At 72.3% G+C, this 21,670-nt stretch carries 19 protein-coding genes; 14 read left to right on the top strand and 5 right to left on the bottom strand.

The genetic code is table 11. From position 1 onward, the window contains the following. Positions 1–492 precede the first annotated feature (492 nt). The 5 genes from kdpF to ABZ484_RS34155 all read left to right on the top strand — a co-directional run bounded on the left by kdpF (position 493) and on the right by ABZ484_RS34155 (position 7,694). Positions 493–582 (top strand): K(+)-transporting ATPase subunit F, encoded by a 90-nt coding sequence (kdpF, locus tag ABZ484_RS34135; RefSeq protein WP_009326374.1) that lies wholly within the window; start codon positions 493–495, stop codon positions 580–582. An 8-nt stretch (positions 583–590) separates the two neighbouring features. Further along, complete coding sequence (kdpA, locus tag ABZ484_RS34140) at positions 591–2,252, top strand: potassium-transporting ATPase subunit KdpA (protein ID WP_358869834.1); 1,662 nt, start codon at positions 591–593, stop codon at positions 2,250–2,252. Continuing rightward, entirely contained in the window at positions 2,252–4,396 is a 2,145-nt protein-coding gene (gene kdpB, locus ABZ484_RS34145) for a potassium-transporting ATPase subunit KdpB (protein WP_358869835.1), read from the top strand. The genes kdpA and kdpB overlap by 1 nt, the downstream gene beginning before the upstream one ends. A 24-nt stretch (positions 4,397–4,420) precedes the next feature. Beyond that, positions 4,421–5,053, top strand: a complete 633-nt coding sequence (locus ABZ484_RS34150) for a potassium-transporting ATPase subunit C (protein WP_358869836.1) — start codon at positions 4,421–4,423, stop codon at positions 5,051–5,053. Positions 5,054–5,147: 94 nt separating this feature from the next. Continuing rightward, a complete protein-coding gene (locus tag ABZ484_RS34155; RefSeq protein ID WP_358869837.1) occupies positions 5,148–7,694 on the top strand; it encodes a sensor histidine kinase KdpD in 2,547 nt (848 codons plus the stop codon). A gap of 52 nt (positions 7,695–7,746) precedes the next feature. Here ABZ484_RS34155 and ABZ484_RS34160 read toward each other — a convergent pair whose 3' ends face one another. Continuing rightward, complete coding sequence (locus ABZ484_RS34160) at positions 7,747–8,535, bottom strand: OBAP family protein (protein WP_358869838.1); 789 nt, start codon at positions 8,533–8,535, stop codon at positions 7,747–7,749. A gap of 120 nt (positions 8,536–8,655) precedes the next feature. Beyond that, positions 8,656–9,543, bottom strand: coding sequence for a helix-turn-helix domain-containing protein (locus ABZ484_RS34165; RefSeq protein ID WP_358869839.1), 888 nt, complete (start codon positions 9,541–9,543; stop codon positions 8,656–8,658). A 77-nt stretch (positions 9,544–9,620) separates the two neighbouring features. Here ABZ484_RS34165 and ABZ484_RS34170 point away from each other — a divergent pair, with 77 nt between their 5' ends. The 8 genes from ABZ484_RS34170 (at position 9,621) to ABZ484_RS34205 (ending at position 18,950) form a co-directional block, all read left to right on the top strand. Then, positions 9,621–10,481, top strand: coding sequence for an alpha/beta hydrolase (locus tag ABZ484_RS34170; protein ID WP_358869840.1), 861 nt, complete (start codon positions 9,621–9,623; stop codon positions 10,479–10,481). 14 nt (positions 10,482–10,495) lie between these two features. Beyond that, positions 10,496–11,752 (top strand): FAD-dependent oxidoreductase, encoded by a 1,257-nt coding sequence (locus ABZ484_RS34175; protein ID WP_358869841.1) that lies wholly within the window; start codon positions 10,496–10,498, stop codon positions 11,750–11,752. 125 nt (positions 11,753–11,877) lie between these two features. Then, a complete protein-coding gene (locus tag ABZ484_RS34180) occupies positions 11,878–13,704 on the top strand; it encodes a gamma-glutamyltransferase (RefSeq protein WP_358869842.1) in 1,827 nt (608 codons plus the stop codon). Between the two features lie 94 nt (positions 13,705–13,798). Then, a complete protein-coding gene (locus tag ABZ484_RS34185; RefSeq protein ID WP_358869843.1) occupies positions 13,799–14,671 on the top strand; it encodes an inositol monophosphatase family protein in 873 nt (290 codons plus the stop codon). A 154-nt stretch (positions 14,672–14,825) separates the two neighbouring features. Next, complete coding sequence (locus ABZ484_RS34190) at positions 14,826–16,235, top strand: NAD(P)/FAD-dependent oxidoreductase (protein WP_358869844.1); 1,410 nt, start codon at positions 14,826–14,828, stop codon at positions 16,233–16,235. Next, positions 16,232–16,744, top strand: a complete 513-nt coding sequence (locus ABZ484_RS34195; RefSeq protein ID WP_358869845.1) for an O-acetyl-ADP-ribose deacetylase — start codon at positions 16,232–16,234, stop codon at positions 16,742–16,744. The genes ABZ484_RS34190 and ABZ484_RS34195 overlap by 4 nt, the downstream gene beginning before the upstream one ends. Before the next feature lie 122 nt (positions 16,745–16,866). Beyond that, positions 16,867–18,447, top strand: coding sequence for an AlkA N-terminal domain-containing protein (locus ABZ484_RS34200; protein ID WP_358869846.1), 1,581 nt, complete (start codon positions 16,867–16,869; stop codon positions 18,445–18,447). Between the two features lie 11 nt (positions 18,448–18,458). Next, positions 18,459–18,950: a methylated-DNA--[protein]-cysteine S-methyltransferase gene (locus tag ABZ484_RS34205; protein ID WP_358869847.1), complete on the top strand. Its 492-nt coding sequence runs from the start codon at positions 18,459–18,461 to the stop codon at positions 18,948–18,950. On the opposite strand, the gene ABZ484_RS34210 is transcribed toward ABZ484_RS34205, so the two are convergent. Then, positions 18,947–19,681, bottom strand: coding sequence for a Sir2 family NAD-dependent protein deacetylase (locus tag ABZ484_RS34210; RefSeq protein WP_358869848.1), 735 nt, complete (start codon positions 19,679–19,681; stop codon positions 18,947–18,949). The two genes, ABZ484_RS34205 and ABZ484_RS34210, sit on opposite strands and share 4 nt — an antisense overlap. Positions 19,682–19,763: 82 nt before the next feature. Here ABZ484_RS34210 and ABZ484_RS34215 point away from each other — a divergent pair, with 82 nt between their 5' ends. Further along, positions 19,764–19,964, top strand: a complete 201-nt coding sequence (locus ABZ484_RS34215) for a DUF2191 domain-containing protein (protein WP_358869849.1) — start codon at positions 19,764–19,766, stop codon at positions 19,962–19,964. Between the two features lie 18 nt (positions 19,965–19,982). Here the strand turns inward: ABZ484_RS34215 and ABZ484_RS34220 are convergent, their stop codons facing one another. Both ABZ484_RS34220 and ABZ484_RS34225 read right to left on the bottom strand, forming a co-directional pair. Continuing rightward, positions 19,983–20,483 carry an NUDIX hydrolase gene (locus ABZ484_RS34220; protein WP_358869850.1) on the bottom strand — a complete coding sequence of 167 codons (501 nt, stop codon included), beginning with the start codon at positions 20,481–20,483 and terminating at the stop codon, positions 19,983–19,985. Beyond that, positions 20,480–21,661, bottom strand: coding sequence for an ADP-ribosylglycohydrolase family protein (locus ABZ484_RS34225; RefSeq protein ID WP_358869851.1), 1,182 nt, complete (start codon positions 21,659–21,661; stop codon positions 20,480–20,482). Before ABZ484_RS34225 ends, ABZ484_RS34220 begins: the two co-directional genes overlap by 4 nt. Between the last annotated feature and the right edge of the window lie 9 nt (positions 21,662–21,670).

Raw genomic sequence — 21,670 nt, forward strand, 5'->3', positions numbered from 1 at the left:
CCCAGGCCAGCAGGGCACCCCCTGTCACAAGCGCCACCCCAAGTGCTCTCGACACACGTACGTATCTGCGCATACGACTCCTTCGTCCGTGAGCGGGTGAACGACAGGCCGCTGCCACTCGCGTCACACGCGGCCCCCTTTCTTCTACGCGGCTCCCCGGCCCCAGGACACCACCGCGCCGAAGAGTTCCTCAGTTCGTCATATCTGTCATGGGCGCGTCAGTGCCGGGTTCGGTTCTCGCGTGTCCGGCACCTCCGGCACCTCCGGGCACCCGTCGGGCGACGACGTAAGAGACCCGTCAAAGCTGTCGGCGCCGCCGTAAGAGGGCCGTCAACGGGCGATCGGAACCGGCCGGAGAGGAGCTTTCCTCGTACACGTCCGTTTCCACCGAACCTCATTCCAGGAGTTCGCGATGGCCGATCTGGCCTTCGTCGTCACCGTGCTCGCCGGTTTCGCGCTGGTGGCTCTCGTCGCCCGGGGGGTGACGAAGCTGTGACCGCCGAGAACGTCGTCGGCCTGGTCGTGGCCGTCGCCCTGCTGGGCTATCTCGTCCTCGCCCTGATCTTCCCGGAGAGGTTCTGAGCGCAGACATGAGTCCCGTCCTCGCGGGCGTGCTCCAGTTGCTCGCCCTGATCGGCGCGCTGGCGCTCGTCCACATTCCGCTCGGCACCTACATGGCCCGGGTCTACTCCTCGAAGAAGCACCTGCGGGTGGAGAGGTGGATCTACAAGGCCATCGGCGCCAATCCTGACGCTGAGCTGACCTGGCCCGCGTATCTGCGCGGTGTCCTCGCCTTCTCGGTCGTGGGCGTCCTCTTCCTCTACCTGCTCCAGCGGCTCCAGGGCGTCCTGCCCGGCTCGGTGGGCTTCTCCTCGGTGAACCCGGCGCAGTCGTTCAACACGGCCGTGTCCTTCGTGACCAACACCAACTGGCAGTCGTACTACGGCGAGCAGACCATGGGCCACGTCGTGCAGACGGCCGGTCTCGCGGTGCAGAACTTCGTCTCCGCGGCCGTGGGCATGGCCGTCGCCGTGGCGCTGGTGCGGGGCTTCGCCCGTTCGCGCACCGGTGAGCTGGGCAACTTCTGGGCCGACCTGGTGCGCGGCACCCTGCGGATCCTGGTGCCGATCGCCGCCGTCGCCGCGGTGATCCTGGTCGCGTGCGGCGCGATCCAGAACTTCTCCGGCATCCATGAGGTGGGTCAGTTCATGGGCGGCTCGCAGCAGTGGAACGGTGGCGCGGTCGCCTCCCAGGAGGCCATCAAGGAGCTGGGCACCAACGGCGGCGGCTACTTCAACGCCAACTCCGCCCACCCCTTCGAGAACCCCACCCCGCTCACCAACCTCCTGGAGATCTTCCTGATCCTGGTGATCCCGTTCTCGCTGACCCGCACCTTCGGCGTGATGGTCGGCTCGGTGAAGCAGGGCTACGCGATCCTCGCCACCATGTTCACCATCTGGCTGGCCTTCGTCTCGCTGATGATGTGGACGGAGTTCGCCCACCACGGCCCGGCGTCCCAGGCCGCGGGAGGGGCGATGGAGGGCAAGGAGGTCCGCTTCGGGGTCGGCGGTTCCTCCATCTTCGCCGTGTCGACGACGTTGACGTCGACGGGCGCGGTCGACTCCTTCCACTCCTCCTTCACGGGCCTGGGCGGCGGGATCACGCTGCTCGGCATGATGCTGGGCGAGATCGCGCCCGGCGGTGTCGGCTCCGGCCTGTACGGCATGCTGATCATGGCGGTCATCGCGGTGTTCCTCGCGGGCCTGATGGTCGGCCGTACGCCCGAGTACCTGGGCAAGAAGATCGGCGCCCGGGAGATGAAGCTCGCCGCCGCCTACATCCTGATCACCCCGGCGCTGGTGCTGGTCCTCACCGCCGCCTCCATGGCGCTGCCGACCCCGCCGCACTCGATGCTGAACTCCGGCGCGCACGGGTTCTCCGAGGTGCTCTACGCCTTCACCTCGGCGTCGAACAACAACGGTTCGGCCTTCGCCGGTCTGAACGCGAACACCGACTGGTTCAACACCATGACCGGACTGGCGATGCTGCTCGGCCGTTTCCTGCCGATGGTGTTCGTCCTCGCGCTGGCCGGCTCGCTGGCCGGGCAGAGGCCGGTGCCGGTGAGCGCGGGCACGCTGCGCACCGAGAAGCCGCTGTTCACCGGCCTGCTGGTGGGCGCGATCCTGATCATCACCGGTCTGACCTACTTCCCGGCGCTGGCGCTGGGCCCGCTCGCCGAGGGGCTGGCGTGATGACCACCGACATCCAGAAACACGAGATACAGAAGCACGAGGACGCGATGTCCACTCCCACCCTTGCGCCCCACCGGGACGCACCGACGGGTCACAAGGCTCCCGAGGGCCGGGTCGGTGCGGGCCTCTTCGATCCGAAGCAGCTGGTCAGGTCGCTGCCGGACGCCTTCCGCAAGCTCGACCCGCGGGCGATGGTCAAGTCGCCCGTGATGTTCGTGGTGTGGATCGGCTCGGTGCTGACCACGGTGTTCTCCTTCACGGACCCGGGCGACTGGTTCGGCTGGACGATCAGCGCCTGGCTGTGGCTGACCGTGGTCTTCGCCAACCTGGCCGAGGCGGTCGCCGAGGGCCGCGGCAAGGCCCAGGCGGACACCCTGCGCAAGGCGAAGACCGACACCGTCGCCCGCCGGCTGCTCGCGGACGGCACGTCCGAGGAGCGGGTGCCGGGCACCGAGCTGACCATCGGTGACCTGGTGGTCTGCGAGGCCGGCGACGTCATCCCCGGTGACGGCGACGTCGTCGAGGGCGTCGCGAGCGTCGACGAGTCGGCGATCACCGGCGAGTCCGCCCCGGTCATCCGTGAGTCCGGCGGCGACCGCTCCGCCGTGACCGGCGGCACGAAGGTGCTCTCCGACCGGATCGTCATCAAGATCACGACAAGGCCCGGTGAGACGTTCATCGACCGGATGATCAACCTGGTCGAGGGCGCGGCCCGGCAGAAGACGCCGAACGAGATCGCGCTGAACATCCTGCTGGCGTCCCTGACGATCGTCTTCCTGCTGGCCTGCGCCACGCTGCCGCCGTTCGCGAACTACGCGGGCACGCACCTGACGATGGTCGTGCTGGTGGCGCTGCTGGTCTGCCTGATCCCGACCACCATCGGCGCGCTGCTCTCCGCGATCGGCATCGCCGGCATGGACCGGCTGGTCCAGCGCAACGTCCTGGCCATGTCGGGACGTGCGGTGGAGGCCGCCGGGGACGTCTCCACCCTGCTGCTGGACAAGACCGGCACCATCACCCTCGGCAACCGGCAGGCCGCCGAGTTCGTGCCGGTGCGCGGCGCCACCGAGGCCGAGGTGGTCGACGCCGCCCAGCTGTCCTCGCTCGCGGACGAGACCCCCGAGGGCCGTTCCGTCGTCGTCCTGGCGAAGGAGAGGTACGGGCTGCGCGAGCGGTACCAGGGGGAGCTGGTCGGCGCCGAATGGATCCCGTTCACCGCCCAGACCCGCATGTCGGGGGTGGACGTCGACGGCAGGAAGATCCGCAAGGGCGCCGCCGGTTCGGTCATCGCCTGGGTCGAGGAGCAGGGCGGGCAGGTCGTCGAGGACGCGGACAAGATCGCCGACCGCATCTCGGAAGCGGGCGGCACGCCGTTGCTGGTGGCCGTCCAGGACGGCAGGGGTGCCCGCGTCCTCGGTGTCATCCATCTGAAGGACGTCGTCAAGCAGGGCATGCGGGAGCGGTTCGAGGAACTGCGCCGCATGGGCATCAAGACCGTCATGATCACGGGTGACAACCCGCTGACCGCGAAGGCGATCGCCGAGGAGGCCGGCGTCGACGACTTCCTCGCCGAGGCCACCCCCGAGGACAAGATGGCCCTGATCAAGAGGGAGCAGGCGGGCGGCAAGCTGGTCGCGATGACCGGTGACGGCACCAACGACGCCCCCGCCCTCGCGCAGGCGGACGTCGGCGTGGCGATGAACACCGGGACGTCGGCCGCCAAGGAGGCCGGCAACATGGTCGACCTCGACTCCAACCCGACCAAGCTCATCGAGATCGTGGAGATCGGCAAGCAACTCCTCATCACCCGGGGCGCGTTGACGACCTTCTCCATAGCCAACGACGTGGCGAAGTACTTCGCGATCATCCCGGCGCTGTTCGCGGCGGTCTACCCGGGTCTGGACAAGCTGAACATCATGCACCTGTCCTCGCCCGACTCCGCGATCCTGTCGGCCGTCGTCTTCAACGCGCTGATCATCGTCGCGCTGGTGCCGCTGTCCCTGAAGGGCGTCCGCTACCGGCCGATGAGCGCGGACCGGATGCTGCGCCGCAACCTCGGGATCTACGGCCTCGGCGGGCTGATCGCCCCCTTCCTCGGCATCAAGCTCATCGACCTGCTCATCTCCCTCGTCCCCGGGCTGTAACCACTGGAAAGCGTGCTGATAGCCATGAACAACTCCGTGACGAACACCGCCCGGCTGCTCGCGGCGGGCCTACGAGCCCTGCTCGTGCTGACCCTGGTGACCGGCGTCGTCTACCCGCTGGTCGTCACCGGCATCGCCCAGGGGCTCTTCCCCGGCAGGGCGAACGGCTCCGAGATCAGGGCGGACGGCAGGGTCGTCGGCTCGTCCCTGATCGGGCAACAGGGCTACGGACCCGAGTACTTCCAGCCCCGCCCGGCGAACGGCCTCGGCACGAACAGCCTCAACACGCAGTACAGGCTGATCCTCTCCGGCGCCACCAACCTGGCCGGCGACAGCGGGAAGCTCCTGCGGTCGGTCGAGGAGGCGAAGGCCAAGGTCGTCAAGGACAACTCGGTGCCCGGCTACACGGTCAGGCCCTCGGACGTCCCCGCGGACGCGGTGACCTCCTCCGGCTCCGGCCTGGACCCGGACATCTCCCCGCAGTACGCCGATCTCCAGGTGCACAGGGTCGCCGCGAGGAACGGCCTGTCCGTCACGCGGGTCGAGAAGCTGGTCGACGACCACACCACGGGCCGCACGCTCGGCTTCGTGGGGGAGCCCCGGGTCAACGTCCTCGAACTCAACATCGCGCTCAAGGACCTCACGACCGACAAGTGACCCGGCCCGCTCCGTCGCAGACTGGAGACCGACCCTTCCCATCCCCGCTGTCCGATCACCGGGCCCGGCACAGGCCACCGCTTCGAGGGACGACATGACACGCGGCAAGCTCCGGATCTACCTGGGCGCGGCACCCGGCGTCGGCAAGACGTACGCGATGCTGTCCGAGGCGCACCGCCGGGTGGAGCGTGGCACCGACTGCGTGGTCGCCTTCGTCGAACACCACCACCGGCCGCGCACCGAGGTGATGCTGCACGGCCTGGAGCAGGTGCCGCGCAAGGAGATCGGGTACCGGGGAGGCACGTTCACCGAGATGGACGTGGACGCGGTGCTCGCCCGGCGCCCCCAGGTGGCCCTGGTGGACGAGCTCGCCCACACCAACGTCCCCGGCTCGCGCAACGCCAAGCGCTGGCAGGACGTCGAGGAGCTGCTCGCGGCCGGGATCGACGTCGTCTCGACCGTCAACATCCAGCACCTGGAGTCGCTGGGTGACGTGGTGGAGTCGATCACCGGGATACGGCAGCAGGAGACCGTGCCCGACGAGGTGGTACGGCGCGCCGACCAGATCGAGCTGGTCGACATGTCACCGGAGGCGCTGCGCCGCCGCATGGCGCACGGCAACATCTACCGGCCCGACAAGGTCGACGCGGCCCTGTCCCACTACTTCCGCCCCGGCAACCTCACCGCCCTGCGGGAGCTGGCGCTGCTGTGGGTGGCGGACCGGGTCGACGCGTATCTGAACCAGTACCGCAGCGAGCACCGGGTCTCGGCCATCTGGGGCTCGCGCGAGCGGATCGTGGTCGGTCTGACCGGCGGCCCCGAGGGCCGCACCCTGATACGGCGCGCCGTACGGCTGGCCGAGAAGGGCGCCGGCGGCGAGGTCCTGGCCGTCTACATCTCCCGCAGCGACGGACTGACCGCCGCCTCCCCGAAGGAACTGGCCGTCCAGCGCACCCTCGTGGAGGACCTCGGCGGCACCTTCCACCACGTCGTCGGCGACGACATACCGGCCGCCCTGCTGGACTTCGCCCGGGGCGTGAACGCCACCCAGATCGTGCTGGGCGTCTCCCGTCGCAGCAGCCGGCAGTACGTCCTCGGACCGGGTGTGGGGGCCACCGTGGCCCGGGAGTCAGGTCCCGACCTCGACGTCCACCTCGTCACGCACGCCGAGGCGGGCAAGGGCCGCGGGCTGCCGGTGGCGCGCCGGGCCCGCCTCGGGCGGTCCCGGGTCGTGACGGGCTGGCTCGTCGGCGTGCTCGGCCCCGTCCTGCTCACCTGGCTGCTGACCGGCACCGCCCCGGACGTCGGCCTCGCCAACGACATGCTGCTGTTCCTCACCGTGACGGTGGCGGCGGCCCTGCTGGGCGGGCTGTTCCCGGCGCTGGCCTCCGCGGTGGTGGGCTCCGTCCTGCTCAACTGGTACTTCACCCCGCCCGTCCACACCCTGACGATCGCCGACCCGGTGAACATCGTGGCAATGGCGATCTTCGTATCGGTCGCGGCGTCGGTCGCCTCGGTGGTGGGCCTCGCGTCCCGGCGCACCCACCAGGCCGCCCGGCTGCGCGCCGAGTCGGAGATCCTCTCCTTCCTCGCCGGAAACGTCCTGCGCGGCGAGACCACGCTGGAGGCGCTCCTCGACCGGGTCCGGGAGACCTTCGGCATGGAGTCGGCCGCACTGCTGGAGCGGACCGGCGACACGGCTCCCTGGACCTGCGCCGGCAGCGTGGGACCCCGTCCCGCGAAGATCCCGGAGGAGGCGGACGTCGACGTACCGGTCGGGGACCACATGGCCCTGTCCCTGCGGGGCCGGGTGCTGCCCGCCGCCGACCGGCGGGTGCTGGCCGCGTTCGCCGCGCAGGCCGCCGTCGTCCTGGACCGCCGGCGCCTGCGACACGAGGCCGACCGGGCCAAGCGGCTGGCGGAGGGCAACCGCATACGGACCGCGCTGCTCGCCGCCGTCAGCCACGACCTGCGCACCCCGCTCGCCGGCATCAAGGCGGCGGTGTCCTCGCTGCGCTCCGACGACGTCGAGTGGTCCGAACAGGACCGGGCCGAGCTGCTGGAGGCCATCGAGGAGGGCGCCGACCGCCTGGACCACCTGGTCGGCAACCTCCTGGACATGTCCCGGCTGAAGACCGGCACGGTGACCCCCGTCATCCGCGAGACCGACCTGGACGAGGTCGTGCCCATGGCGCTCGGCGGGGTGCCCGAGGACGGCGTGGACCTGGACATCCCCGAGACGCTGCCCATGGTGCACGTCGACCGGGGCCTGCTGGAGCGGGCGGTCGCCAACGTCGTCGAGAACGCCGTCAAGCACAGCCCGCCCGGGCAGAAGGTCCTGGTCTCCGCGAGCGCCCTCGCCGACCGGGTCGAGCTGCGGGTCGTCGACCGCGGCCCCGGCGTCCCGGACGCGGCCAAGGACCACATCTTCGAACCCTTCCAGCGGCACGGCGACTCGCCGAGAGGCGTCGGTGTCGGCCTCGGTCTGGCGGTCGCCCGCGGCTTCACCGAGGCCGTCGGCGGCACCCTGCGCGCCGAGGACACGCCGGGCGGCGGGCTCACCATGGTGCTCGCCGTACCGGCGGCCCCGCAGTGCGCACGCCCGGACCACCCGGTCCTGCCGGCGTCGGGCACCCTCTGAGGGCCTGATCGGTGCGCGGGCTTCCCCGGCGACCCGGGCAGGGAAGCGGCGGTCAGCGCTTGAAGTCCATCTCCTCGACGCGTGTCTGCACCGTGCGGCCGCTTTCCCACGCGTTGGCGCCCGGCGCCACCTCCGGCATGGGAATGTCCGCCCGGTTCTGCCGCTTGCGGGACGTCGAGATGCCGAGCCTCTCGTCCCGGGCCCGGACCATCTTGTCCACGGCCTGCCCGTCCTCGGTGAGGCCCATCATCAGCTGCGGAATCCCGTAGGGGAAGTCGTCACGGTCGTACTGCCATGTGTGGAACGTCTTCCCATAGGTGGTCACGAGATCCTCGAAGTAGGCGTGTTCGGCCATGTCGGGGATGCCGGGGGCGGTGAGGATGCCGGACTTCACCTCGTAGTGGTGGCTGTGCCACAGCCGCTTCTCGTCCTCGGGCAGGCCGCGGAAACGCTCCTCGCCGATGATGTACTCGATGCCGATCAGACGGGCGTCGGGCGCGTTGCGGTCGAAGATCACGCACTGGTGCAGATCGTGCCGGAGATGGATGCAGAAGTGCGTCGCCTCCACCTGCCGGCCCATGTCGTCGGCGTACAGGTGGAAGCCGTTGAGGTAGGTGCTCATCGCGTCGAGCGGGTACTTCGGCTGCATCGCGCCGGCCGCCAGGTCCAGCGCGCGGTGCTTGAGCGGGTGCCCCGTGCCGATCTTGCCGATCGTGGCCGCCTTGCGCCCGAGCCGGAGACCCGCGGCAGCCGTCACACCCGCCGCGACACCGATACCGATGGACGCGGCCGACCTCCGGCCGGAGCCGCGCGAACGGTGCGTGCCCAGTGTGAGTGCCATGGGCAGCGAGTGCCCCGTGCCCGGGTGTCCGTAACGGCCGCACGGACGCTGGTCCGCGGAGGCACTCACCGGCTTCCCCACCAGCGGCGTCGATGTCCCCGCTCGCACACGGCAGCCGTCTCACCTCCGGCCGGCGACCGGGCCCGAGCTCCCGGGAGAGGTGAGGAACGCGGCTGTGCCACGGCCGGGCCATGCGAGGTCGTCGACGGCGAGGAACGGCTCGCCGGCCACGGTCGCGGGGGTCGCCCCGGTGTACGCCATGACGTCCCGGTGCAGGTGGGACTGGTCGGCGTAGCCGGTGTCGGCCGCGACGCGGGCGGCGCGTTCACCCGCGACCAGGCGGTGGGCGGCATGGTCGAAGCGGACCAGTCTCACGGCACGCTTGGGCGGCAGGCCGAGCTGCGACCGGAACCGGGACCACAGCCGCTTACGGCTCCATCCGACCTCGCCCGCGAGTCCGTCGACCCGGATCAGGCCACGGCTGACGACGATCCGGCGCCAGGCCCAGGCCACCTCCGGGTCCACCGGCGGCCCCGCGTCATACCGGCGGGCGAGAGTCGCGTCCGTCAACGCGAAGCGGTCCTGCCACGACGGGACATCGCCGAGTCGCTCGCGGATCCGTGACGCCTCCCGGCCCCACAGGTCACCCAGGGACACGACGGTGCCGTCGAGTTCGGCGGGGGAGGCGCCCAGAATCGCCCGTGCCGTCACCGGGGACAGGCGTACCTGCACGCACTCCACGTTCCTTCCCCGCGCCCGCACCACGCCCCCGGAGCCGAGTCCCGGTCCGGCGACCATGCTTCCCCGCTGCCGCCCCCCTGCGGCACAGTCGAGGACGGCCGAACCGGCACCGAAGTCCAGGAGCAGCGTCACGGCCGGGTGCGGGACTATCCGGAGCGTCTCCAGGTCACGCACACGGAATCCGGCCATGGTGACACCGCCCACCCGGCTCGGCCGTCGCGGGCACTCGACGTCCCATGTGGCCGCACCGCGCACGAACGTCTGCATCGTCCCATGCTAGGTGAGCCGGCTGAGGGGAACATTCGTCCAATCCACGGGCGCGTAGCGGCGGAGACAGTGGGCTCATGACTGTTTCTGACGGCGACTCGCACGTGAACGGCGGCACCGAGACGACCGGGAGTTCGATCCTGTCGCTCGACGGCGGCGACATCCATGTGTGCCAGGACGGCCCCCGCGACGCCCCCGCACTCCTGCTCATCCACGGGTCCGCGTCTTCGAGCCGGTCGTGGAGCCCGATGGTCCCGCTGCTGGCCGGGGCTCATCGCGTCATCCGCATCGACCTCCTCGGGCACGGCCGGTCGGCCAAACCGGCCGAGGCCAGTTACTCGGTCCCGGACCAGGCGCGTCGGGCCGGCGAGGCACTCGACCGGCTCGGCGTCGAGCACGCCGTGGTCGTCGGCCACTCCAGCGGGGGCGTGGTCGCCACCGCCCTCGCCGAAGAGCGGCCCGCCCTGGTGACCGCGCTCGCGCTCGTCAACACCGGACCCGGCCTGGACGCCTTCATCGCACCGGAGACCGCCCCGCCCGGCCTCTCGCAGTGGCCGCCGACCGCGGACCAGCTCCGGCGGTTCGCGAGCACGGGTTTCAGCCGTGCGGGCTACCGGATCCCGGAAGAACTCCTCGACGACGTGCGCCGTATGACCTACCACACGTTCACCACGACGATGCGGGCCACCCGCTCCTACCTGGAGCAGCGGGCGTTGCCGGATCGTCTGACGGTGCTGGGCAAGCCGCTGCTGGTGATCTTCGGCGAGGACGACCGCAGATGGCGATCCTCGTCCGCCTTCGATTACCGCGTCGTCCCGGGCGCGCGGGTCGAGTTGCTGCCCGGTCTCGGGCACTCGCCCCTGCTCGAGGATCCGCCGCGGACCGCCGCACCCCTGACGGCCTTCACCGCACTCCACGCCGCGCGGGGGGCTGAATGAGCAGGAGGGGCGTCATGCGCGTTCTCGTCTCCGGCGCCGGTATCGCCGGTCCGGTGCTGGCCTACTGGCTCACCAGACGCGGGTTCTCCGTCACCGTCGTCGAGCGTGCGCCGGCGCCGCGCAGGACCGGCGGCCATGCGGTCGACCTGTTCCGGCCCGCGATGAACATCTCGGAGAAGATGGGCGTGCTCGCGCGGGTCGAGGAGCGGGCCACCGGCACGAACCGGATGACCGTCCACCGGCAGGGCTCACGGCGGGCCGTCCGGGCGGACCTCTCCAAGATCTTCGGCGCCGCCTCCGGCCGGCACGTCGAGATCATGCGCGACGATCTGAGCGAGATCTACTACGACGCCACACGCGACGACGTCGAGTACCTCTTCGGCGACTCGATCACCGCGATCGAGCCCGACGGCGAGGTGCGGTTCGAGAACGCCGTGCCGCGCCGCTTCGACCTCGTCGTCGGCGCGGACGGTCTGCACTCCACCGTGCGCGGCCTCGTCTTCGGCGAGGAGTCCCGTTTCAGCGCCTTCGTCGGGGCCTACTTCGGGGTGATGACCCTGCCGAACGTCTCCGGCCTCGACGGCGAGCTCCTCATGCACGTCGGCGTCGGGCGCACCGCCGGCATGTACGGTGCGCGGCACCTCGGCGACGCGCGGGTGCTGTTCCTGTTCCGGAGCGAGCGCGAACTCGACTGCTCGTACCGCGACGTGCCCCGGCAGAAGGAACTGCTGCGGGGTGCGTTCGCCGGCCTGCACGCCCATGTGGACCGCTGGCTGGAGGAGCTCGAGAGCACCCCGGCGTTCTACTTCGACTCGATCACCCAGCTCCGCATGGACACCTGGTCGCGGGGGAGGGTGACGCTCGTCGGCGACGCGGGCTACTGCCCCGGTCCGGCCGTCGGCGGCAGCACCAGCCTGGCCGTCGTCGGCGCGTACGTCCTCGCCGGAGAGCTGGCACGGGCGGGCGGCGACCACGAGCGCGCCTTCCCCGCCTACGAGCGGGTGATGGCGGAGCATGTGCGGGGCAGCCGCGAGGCCGCGCTGAGCGCGGCGAAGACGCTGATCCCCACCTCCCGCCTCGGCGTGTGGGGACTGGCCCAGGGCGCCCGCCTGATCTCCGCGCTGCCGGCGGGCCCCAGCCGCGCGCTCGTTCGCCTCACCACCAGGAGCGCGCGCCTGTACGACTCCGTGACCGTCGACGACTACCCGCCGTCGCCCCCGCCGGATGAGGAGGCCGGGTTCCGGAGGCGGGGAAGAACGGAAGCGGGATGATCGATAGCCTGCTGGGGGAGCGGACGCGGAGAGCCATGGCTCACACTCCCCGGATGCTGCCCAGGACCGGTCCTGAGCGCTGACCGATCCGGTCGATGTCCGGAAACCACGAGGTGAGAGGTCCTATGTTCACGACCCGCCCGACCCTCCAGGGCACCTTCGGCATGGTGTCCTCCACGCACTGGCTGGCCTCGCAGTCGGCGATGGCCGTGCTGGAGGACGGCGGCAACGCCTACGACGCGGCCGTGGCCGGGGCGTTCGTGCTGCACGTCGTGGAACCGCACCTCAACGGGCCCGCCGGTGAGGTGCCGATCCTGCTCGCGCCGGCGGGCGCGGAGGTGCGCGTGCTGTGCGGGCAGGGTGTGGCGCCGGCCGGGGCGACGGTCGCCCACTACCGGGGGCTCGGGCTGGATCTCGTACCCGGCACCGGACCGCTCGCCGCCGCCGTCCCCGGCGCCTTCGACGCGTGGATGCTGCTCCTGCGCGACCACGGCACCAAGGACCTCGCCGACGTCCTGAAATACGCCATCGGGTACGCGGAGCACGGGCACGCTCCCGTGGAGCGCGTCGGGGAGACCGTCGCGACCGTACGGCGCCTGTTCGAGACCGAGTGGACCTCCTCCGCCGAGGTCTATCTGCCCGGCGGGCGCCCGCCGCGGCCCGGGGAGCTGCTGCGCAACCCCGCGCTCGCCGCCACCTGGAACCGGCTGCTCGCCGAGACCGCGGGCGCCGGTGACCGGGAGGACCGGATCGAGGCCGCCCGGCAGGTGTGGCGGAGCGGTTTCGTCGCCGAGGCACTGGTCCGGCAGGCAGCGCGGCCGACCATGGACACCAGCGGCGAGCGCCACACCGGCACCCTCACGGCCGCCGACCTCGCCGCCTGGTCCGCGACCTACGAAACCCCCGTGACCTACGACTGGAACGGCTGGACCCTGTGCAAGGCGGGCCCCTGGAGCCAGGGCCCGGTCCTCCTCCAGCAACTCGCTCTGCTCCCGCCCGAGTTGCCCGCGTACGGGTCCGCCGACTACGTCCATCTGCTGATCGAGGGCTGCAAGCTCGCCATGGCCGACCGGGAGGCCTGGTACGGGGACGCCGCCGACGTACCGCTGGCCGAGCTGCTGTCGCCGGAGTACAACGCCGAACGGCGCAAGCTGGTCGGCGACACGGCCTCCTGCGAGCTGCGGCCCGGCAGCCCCGGCGGGCGCGCCCCGCGCCTGAGCACGCACGCGCACCGGATCGGCGCGGAGACAGGGGAGTTCGACGCGCTGGGCGTCGGGGAGCCGACGGTCGCGAAGCCGCCGACCTCCCCCGTGCCGGGCGAACCGGAGGTCGCCCCCGACGGCGGCACCCGCGGCGACACCTGTCACATCGACGTCGTCGACCGCTGGGGCAACATGGTCTCCGCCACGCCCAGCGGCGGCTGGCTCCAGTCCAATCCCGTCGTGCCCGAACTGGGCTTTCCGCTCGGCACCCGGCTCCAGATGACCTGGCTGGAGGAGGGCCTGCCCAACTCGCTCACCCCCGGCCGCCGTCCGCGCACCACGCTCACCCCGTCCATCGCCCTGCGCGACGGCGTGCCCGTCCTGGCCTTCGGCACCCCCGGCGGCGACCAGCAGGACCAGTGGCAGCTGCACTTCTTCCTCGCGGTCGCCCTGCGCGCCACCGTCCGCGGCGGCCTCGACCTCCAAGGGGCCGTCGACGCCCCGAACTGGCACAACGACTCCTTCCCCGGGTCGTTCTACCCGCGCGGCATGCGCCCCGGCAGCGTCACCGTGGAGTCCCGCACGGCCCCCGAGGTCGTCGCCGAGCTGAGCCGCCGCGGCCACCGTGTGACGGTCGGCGAGCCCTGGTCCGAGGGACGGCTCTGCGCGGTCGCCCGGGACCCCGGGAGCGGCATCCTGTCGGCCGCAGCGAACCCGCGAGGGATGCAGGGGTACGCGGTCGGGCGCTGAGGCGGCCGTGCGCGGCACCCCCTGTTCATCCCCATTCCACCCGCAGTGCACCGGGCGGGCGGGGATTGTCAGCGGCGCGTGGTCTCATGGAGGCATGATCGAACAGACGGAAACCTGGAGGTCCCCCCTGGACGAGGTCCTTGTGGGAGAGTTCGTCGAGCGTCACTCGGCCGACGTGGAGGAGGCGGTCCGCAAGGCGGCCGCGGCCGAGATCATGCCCCGCTTCCGCCGCCTCGCGGACCACGAGGTCGACCAGAAGTCCGGCCCGCACGACCTGGTGACGGACGCCGACCGGCTGACCGAGCGGTACCTCACCGACACCCTCGGCGCGCTGCTGCCCGGCTCCGTCGTGGTGGGCGAGGAAGCGGTGCACGCGGACCCCGCCGTGTACGAGGCGATTCGCGGCGAGGCCCCGGTCTGGATCGTCGATCCCGTGGACGGCACACGGCAGTTCGTCCACGGCGACCCCGGTTTCTGCACCCTGGTGGCCCTGGCCCGGGGCGGGGTCGTGCTGGCCTCCTGGACGTACGCGCCGGTGCACGACCGGCTCGCCACCGCCGTTCGCGGCCGAGGCGCCCACCTCGACGGCGAGCGGCTACGTTCCGGCACGCCCGCCCCGGACCGCGCCCTGCGGGTGGCCACCTCCCACCCGGACTACACGACGGACGAGCAGAAGCGCGCCCTGCTCGGCCTGTGGACGGACGGCGTCGAACCCCGGGCCTGCGGCTCGGCCGGGCTGGAGTACCTCGCCGTCGCCCGCGGCGAACTGGACGCGACGGCCTTCTCCTGGGAGGCGGCCTGGGACCACGCGGCAGGCCTGCTGCTGGTCGAGGAGGCGGGCGGCGTCCACCTGACGACGGCCGGTGAGCCGTTCCGTGTCACCGGCGGCAACACGCTCCCGTTCACGGCGGCCCGGGACGCGGCGACGGCCCGCCGGGTGGCCGGTCTGCTGACGCCCTCGCACTGAGAACGGCCCGCGTCGGGCCGCCGTATCGCCCCGGCCGGGTGCGTTCGTGGCGGAACCTCGGGCTCCGCGGCCCGGTGCCCGTGGGTGTCAGTCCAGCGGCATATCCTGACCACGAGTGACCATCGGCTGACGAAGGGGTCCGAAGGTGCCGTCGATGCTCGATGCGGTCGTGGTGGGTGCGGGACCGAACGGACTGACCGCTGCCGTGGAGCTGGCACGCCGGGGCTTCTCCGTGGCCCTGTTCGAGGCGAGGTCCACCGTCGGCGGCGGCGCCCGCACCGAGGAGCTCACCCTGCCCGGCTTCCGGCACGACCCGTGCTCGGCCGCGCACCCCCTCGCCATCAACTCGCCGGCGTTCCGCGCCCTGCCCCTCGACCGCTACGGCCTTCAGTGGCTGCACGCCCCGCTGCCCATGGCCCATCCCTTCCCCGACGGCACCGCGGCGGTCCTGGCCCGCTCCGTCGCCGAGACGGCCGCCTCCTTCGGCCCACGCGACGCCGGCACGTACCGCAGGCTGGTCGCGCCGTTCCTGCCCAAGTGGGACACGCTCGCGCGGGACTTCATGTCCCTGCCGCTCACCGCGCTGCCCCGCGACCCCGTCACCCTCGCCCGCTTCGGCCTGACCGGGCTGCCGCCCTCGACCTGGCTCATGCGCCGCTTCCGCGACGAACGGGCCAAGACCCTCTTCGCCGGCCTCGTCGCGCACGTCATGGCCCCGCTCGGCGGGTTCGCCACCGGCGCCATCGGCCTGGTCTTCGCCCTGGCCGCGCACGCCCGCGGCTGGCCCGTGGCCCGCGGCGGCTCGCAGGCGATCTCCGACGCCCTCGCCGCCTACCTCGAGGATCTCGGCGGCGCCGTGCACACCGACTACGAGGTCAAGCGCCTGGACGACCTGCCGCCGGCGCGCGCCTACGTCTTCGACACCTCACCGACCGCGCTCGCCCGCATCGCCGGCCTCGGCCGCTACTACGACGCCTACCGGTACGGCCCCGGCGTCTTCAAGATCGACTACGCGCTGGACGGCCCGGTCCCGTGGACCGCCCCCGAGGCCCGCGCGGCGGGCACGGTGCAGATCGGTGCGAGCCAGGCCGAGATCGGCACCGCACTGCGCGCCGCGTCCCGCGAGGGCCGCGCACCCGACAGACCGTTCATGATCACGGTTCAGCCCAGCGTGGCCGACCCCACCCGCGCCCCGGAGGGCAAGCACGTCTTCTGGGCGTACGGCCATGTGCCCAACGGCTGGGACGGCGACCTCACGGACGCCATAGAACGCCAGCTGGAGCGCTTCGCGCCCGGCTTCCGCGACCTCGTCCTGGCGCGCGCCACCGCCGGCCCGGCCGAGGTGGCCGCCCGCAACGCCAACTACGTCGGCGGTGACATCGCCAGCGGCGCGGTCTCCGGGCTCCAGATCATGCTGCGGCCCAAACTGTCCCTGTTCCCGTACCACACCCCCCACCCGGCCGTTTTCATCTGCTCGTCCGCCACCCCGCCGGGACCCGGCGTGCACGGCATGTCGGGGCACAACGCGGCGAAGGCCGTCTGGAGGAGGCTGCGGCAGCCATGAGCACCACCATCACCCTCGCCCGGGGCGACATCACCCGGCAGAGCGCCGACGCCATCGTCAACGCCGCCAACTCCTCGCTGCTCGGCGGCGGAGGCGTCGACGGCGCGATCCACCGCCGCGGCGGTCCCGCGATCCTCGAGGAATGCCGCGCCCTGCGCGCCTCCCGGTACGGCAGAGGCCTGCCCACCGGCCAGGCTGTCGCCACGACGGCGGGCGAACTGGACGCCCGCTGGGTGATCCACACCGTGGGCCCGGTCTGGTCCGCCGCCGAGGACCGTTCCGACCTGCTGGCCTCCTGCTACCAGGAATCCCTCCGCGTCGCCGACGAACTGGGCGCCCGCACCGTCGCCTTCCCGGCCATCTCCACCGGCGTGTACCGCTATCCGATGGAGGACGCCGCCCGCATCGCCGTCGAGACGGTACGAGCCGCGGAGACGGAGGTCGAGGAGGTCAGGTTCGTCCTCTTCGACGAACGGGCCTACGAGGCGTTCGCCGCGCAGGTCGGCTGAGGAGCCGCTGCGGCGCCGGCCCCGTCGGCGCGAGGCGAGGTGATCCGCGCGCCTCCAGCACACCGGACGTCGATGTCGGATTCCCGCCAGCCCCGGCCCGCCGCGTGCCCGATGCTGGAGGCATGCAGAACGGGATGCACACCGATCGGGAGCGCTGCGTGCGCGCCGTCCGGTCGAAGGACGCGCGGTTCGACGGATGGTTCTTCACGGCCGTCCTGACGACCGGGATCTACTGCCGGCCCAGCTGCCCCGTGGTGCCGCCCAAGCCGGAGAACATGGTCTTCCATCCGAGCGCCGCCGCCTGCCAGCAGGCCGGGTTCCGGGCCTGCAAGCGCTGCCGGCCCGACACCAGCCCCGGCTCACCGGAGTGGAACCAGCGCGCCGACCTCGTGGCCCGCGCCATGCGGCTGATCTCCGACGGCGTCGTCGACCGCGAGGGCGTGCCGGGACTCGCCGCCCGCCTCGGCTACAGCAGCCGCCAGGTCGAACGCCAGCTCCTCGCCGAGCTCGGTGCCGGTCCCCTCGCGCTCGCCCGCGCGCAGCGCGCCCAGACCGCCCGGCTGCTGATCGAGACCACCGCCCTGCCGATGGCGGAGATCGCCTTCGCCGCCGGATTCTCCTCGATCCGCGCCTTCAACGACACCGTCCGCGAGGTCTACGCGCTCTCGCCCAGCGAACTGCGCTCCCGAGCGCCCCGCAGGCCCACACCCACGGGGACCCCTGGCACCTTCGGGACCCCGCGGACCCCGGGCACGCCAGGGACCCCGAGGACCTCCGGGACCCCCGGGACCCTTGGGACCACCCCCACCCCGGCCCCCGGCGCCATCTCCCTCCGCCTCCCCTTCCGCGCGCCCCTGAACCCGGACAACCTGTTCGGCCACCTGGCGGCGACCGCCGTGCCCGGCGTGGAGGAGTGGCGGGACGGCGCCTACCGGCGCACGCTGCGGCTGCCGTACGGGCACGGGATCGTCGCCCTGACGCCCAGGCCCGACCACATCGCCTGCCGCCTCGTCCTCAGCGACCTGCGTGACCTGCCCGTCGCCATCAGCCGCTGCCGGCGCCTGCTCGACCTGGACGCCGACCCGGCCGCCGTGGACGACCAGCTGCGCACCGACCCGGTCCTCGCGCCCCTGGTCGACAAGGCCCCCGGCCGACGGGTGCCGCGCACCGTGGACGAGGCCGAGTTCGCCGTCCGGGCCGTACTCGGCCAGCAGGTCTCCACGGCCGCCGCCCGCACCCACGCGGCCCGCCTGGTCCTCGCCCACGGCGAGCCGGTCGACGACCCCGAGGGCGGCCTCACCCACCTCTTCCCCGCACCGGAGGCGCTGGCCGCCCTGGCCCCCGAGTCGCTGGCGATGCCCCGCACCCGGCGCACGACCTTCACCACGCTGGTCTCCCACCTCGCCGACGGCACCCTCCACCTGGGAGCCGAGAGCGACTGGCAGGAGACCCGCGCCCGGCTGCTGTCGCTCCCCGGCTTCGGCCCCTGGACGGTCGACGTCATCGCCATGCGCGCCCTGGGCGACCCCGACGCCTTCCTCCCCACCGACCTCGGCATCCGCCGCGCGGCCAAGGAGCTGGGCCTGCCCTCGACACCGGCGGCCCTCACGGCCCGTGCGGCGGTCTGGCGCCCCTGGCGGGCGTACGCCGTGCAGTACCTGTGGGCCACGGACAGCCACCCGATCAACTTCCTTCCCGTCTGAGGACGTGCACGATGAACACGAAGCAGCACGCCGTCGTCGACAGCCCCTACGGCCCGCTCACCCTCGTCACCGAGGACGGTGTCCTGTGCGGCCTGTACATGACCGACCAACGCCACCGCCCACCGGAGGAGACGTTCGGCGCACGCGCGTGCACACCGGCCTTCGACGCGGCCGAGGAGCAACTGGAGGCCTACTTCGCGGGCGAGTTGAAGGAGTTCACCCTGCGACTGCGCATGAACGGAACGCCGTTCCAGCGCCGTGTCTGGGACCAGCTGCGCACGATCCCCTACGGCGAGACCCGCACCTACGGCGAACTGGCCGACACCCTCGGCTCCCCGGGCGCCTCCCGCGCCGTCGGCCTCGCCAACGGCAAGAACCCCATCGGCATCATCGTCCCCTGCCATCGCGTCGTCGGCGCCGACGGCAGCCTCACCGGCTACGGCGGCGGCCTGGACCGCAAGCAGCGCCTCCTGGACTTCGAGAACGGAACGGCGCTGTTCTAGGCGCCCTCCTCGCTCAGGGCGCGCAGCAGACCGGGCAGCGCGGTGCCGATCGGTTCGCGGACGACCTCGTCGGCGATCTCGTCGTACGGCGTCGGCTCGGCGTTGACGATGATCAGGCGGGCGCCGTGGTCGGCGGCGAGTCCGGCGAGGCCGGCGGCGGGCTGGACCTGGAGGCTGCTGCCGACGGCGATGAAGACGTGGCAGGCCTTGGTGATGGCGACGGCCTCGCCGAGGACGGCCGGGTCCAGGTGCTCGCCGAACATCACCGTGGCCGACTTCAGGATGCCGCCGCACTCGAGGCATGGCGGGTCGTCCTCGCCCGCCTCGATGCGGGCGAGCGCCTCGTCCATGGGGCTGCGGACCTTGCACCGGGTGCAGACGACGCTGCGGGCGGTGCCGTGCAGTTCCAGGACCTTGCGGGCGGGCATCCCGGCGAGCTGGTGCAGGCCGTCCACGTTCTGGGTGATGACCCGGACCGGCACCCCGGAGCGTTCCAGCTCGGCGACCGCGCGGTGCGCCGCGTTGGGTTCGGCCCGCAGGGCCTGGTTCTCGCGTCGCATCCGCCAGGAGCGGCGGCGGATCTCGGGGTCGCCCATGTAGTAGTCGTACGTCACCAGCTTCTCGGCCTCCGGATCCCGCCGCCACAGCCCGTTCGGGCCGCGGTAGTCGGGGATCCCGGAGTCGGTGGAGACACCGGCGCCGCTGAGGATGGCGACGAGGGGCTTGGTCATGGGACAGAGGGTAGGGGCGGGTGATGGGGCGGGCGAACGGATATCCGTCCGCGCGGGGTCCGTGCGGTGCTACGGTCCGCGCATGGCCAAGGTGACCGTCTCGCTCGACGCCGAACTCGTCGTGGAAGTCATGGTGCTCGCCGGGGTGGGCAACCCGCAGGACGCCGTCGAGCTGGTCGTGCGCGACTACATCGAACGCGGCCACCGTACGGAGGCCAGGGCCGTCGCACGTGACGAGGGACTGCGCGAGGTCGACGCCAAGCCCCGGGACGTGGAGCGCTGACGCACCGGAGGCGGGCGGTCAGCCGACGCGCCGGCCGTTCTCCAGTTCCGCCGTGCCCGTGCCCTCGGTGAGCACGTCGAGGGCGGCCAGGACGCGACGGCCCAGGGCCCCCGGCAGGTGGGCGGCGAGGTCGTCGCGCGGCACGAGACGCCAGGACAGCAGCTCCTCCTCCTGGAGGCGGATCGCCTTGAGGTCCTCCTCGGCGAGCACCCCGCCGTCGTAGACGTACGCCACCAGCGGCGGGCGTCCCGTGCCGGGCACCCAGTCGACGGCGAGCAGCCGTCCCGGCTCCCGGTCCAGGCCGATCTCCTCCAGCGTCTCGCGGCGCGCGCCCTGGCGCGGTGTCTCACCGTCGTCCGACTCGACCGTGCCGCCCGGCAGCGCCCATCCCTCCCGGTAGTTGGGCTCGACGAGCAGCACCCGCCCCTCGGCGTCGCGGAAGAGCGCGGCGGCGCCGGCGAGGACACGGGGCAGCCCGGCGATGTAGGTGGCGTAGTCCGGGATGTTGGGAGTGGTCATCCTGGAAGGGTAGCCAGTCGCAGCGTGCGCTCCGCCAGCTCGCTGATCCGTACACCGTCGAAACCGAAGACCGCGCTGCGCACGGTGTCCTCCAGGGGGTCCTTCCACTGGGTCGGGATGCCTCGCGCTCCGGTCAGCACGCCGGTCACCGAACCGGCCGTCGCGCCGTTGGAGTCGGTGTCCAGGCCGCCGCGGACGGTCAGTGCGATGGTGCGGGTGAAGTCGCCGTCGCCGTAGAGCAGGCCGGCCGTGAGGACGGCGGCGTTCGGGACGGTGTGGATCCAGCCGAGCCCAGCGGTCTCCTCCGCGAGCGTGGTGAGGGTGTCCTCCCAGGGCAGCCGCGTCTCGTGCAGGGAGACGGCTCGGCGTACGGTGCGGGCCAGGCGGCTGCTCGCCGGGATGACCGTGAGGGCGGTGTCGACCGCGGCACGGACGCTCGGCGCGGTGAACGCCGCCGCGATCAGCGCGGCCGCCCACATGGCGCCGTACACACCGTTGCCGGTGTGCGACAGCACCGCGTCGCGGCGGGCCAGCGAGGCGGCGCGGCGCGGGTCGCCCGGGCTGGTCCAGCCGTGGATGTCGGCGCGGATCAGGGCGCCGATCCACTCCTGGTAGGGGTTGTCGTACGTGGCGGTCAGGGGTGGTTTGAGGCCGTTCGCGAGGTTCCGGTACACGGCGCGCTCGGCGGTGAACGTCTGAAGATACGGCAGCCGCAGCAGCCACAGGTCGCCGACCTGCTCGGTGGTGAAGCCGAAGCCGTGGGTCTCCAGCAGGTCCAGGCCGAGGATCGCGTAGTCGATGTCGTCGTCGCGGCAGCTGCCGCGGATACGGCCGCGCACACAGTCCCGCCACTCGGGCCGCAGCTCCGGGAGATCGTCTGCTCCGACGGGCTCGGGAAGGTAGTCGGTGAGCGGCAGCGCGGCGGCCCGGCGCAGATAGCGGTCGATGCGGTCGCGGGTCCACACCTCACCCTGCTCGACCGGCTTGCCCAGCATGTTGCCCGCGATCCGGCCCAGCCAGCCGCCGAGGACGCGGTCGGCGAGTTCCGCGCGGTCGGCGGGGGCCGCACGGTCCGCGGGTGCCGGGCGGTCGGCGAGCGTCGGGTGGTCGGTGAGCGTCGGGTGGTCGGCGGATGCCGGGCGGTCGGCGCGGCCCGGATCGGTGCCCGCAGGGGTCATAGGACCGGT

The sequence above is a fragment of the Streptomyces sp. NPDC006393 genome (assembly GCF_040628575.1).
Lineage (GTDB): Bacteria > Actinomycetota > Actinomycetes > Streptomycetales > Streptomycetaceae > Streptomyces.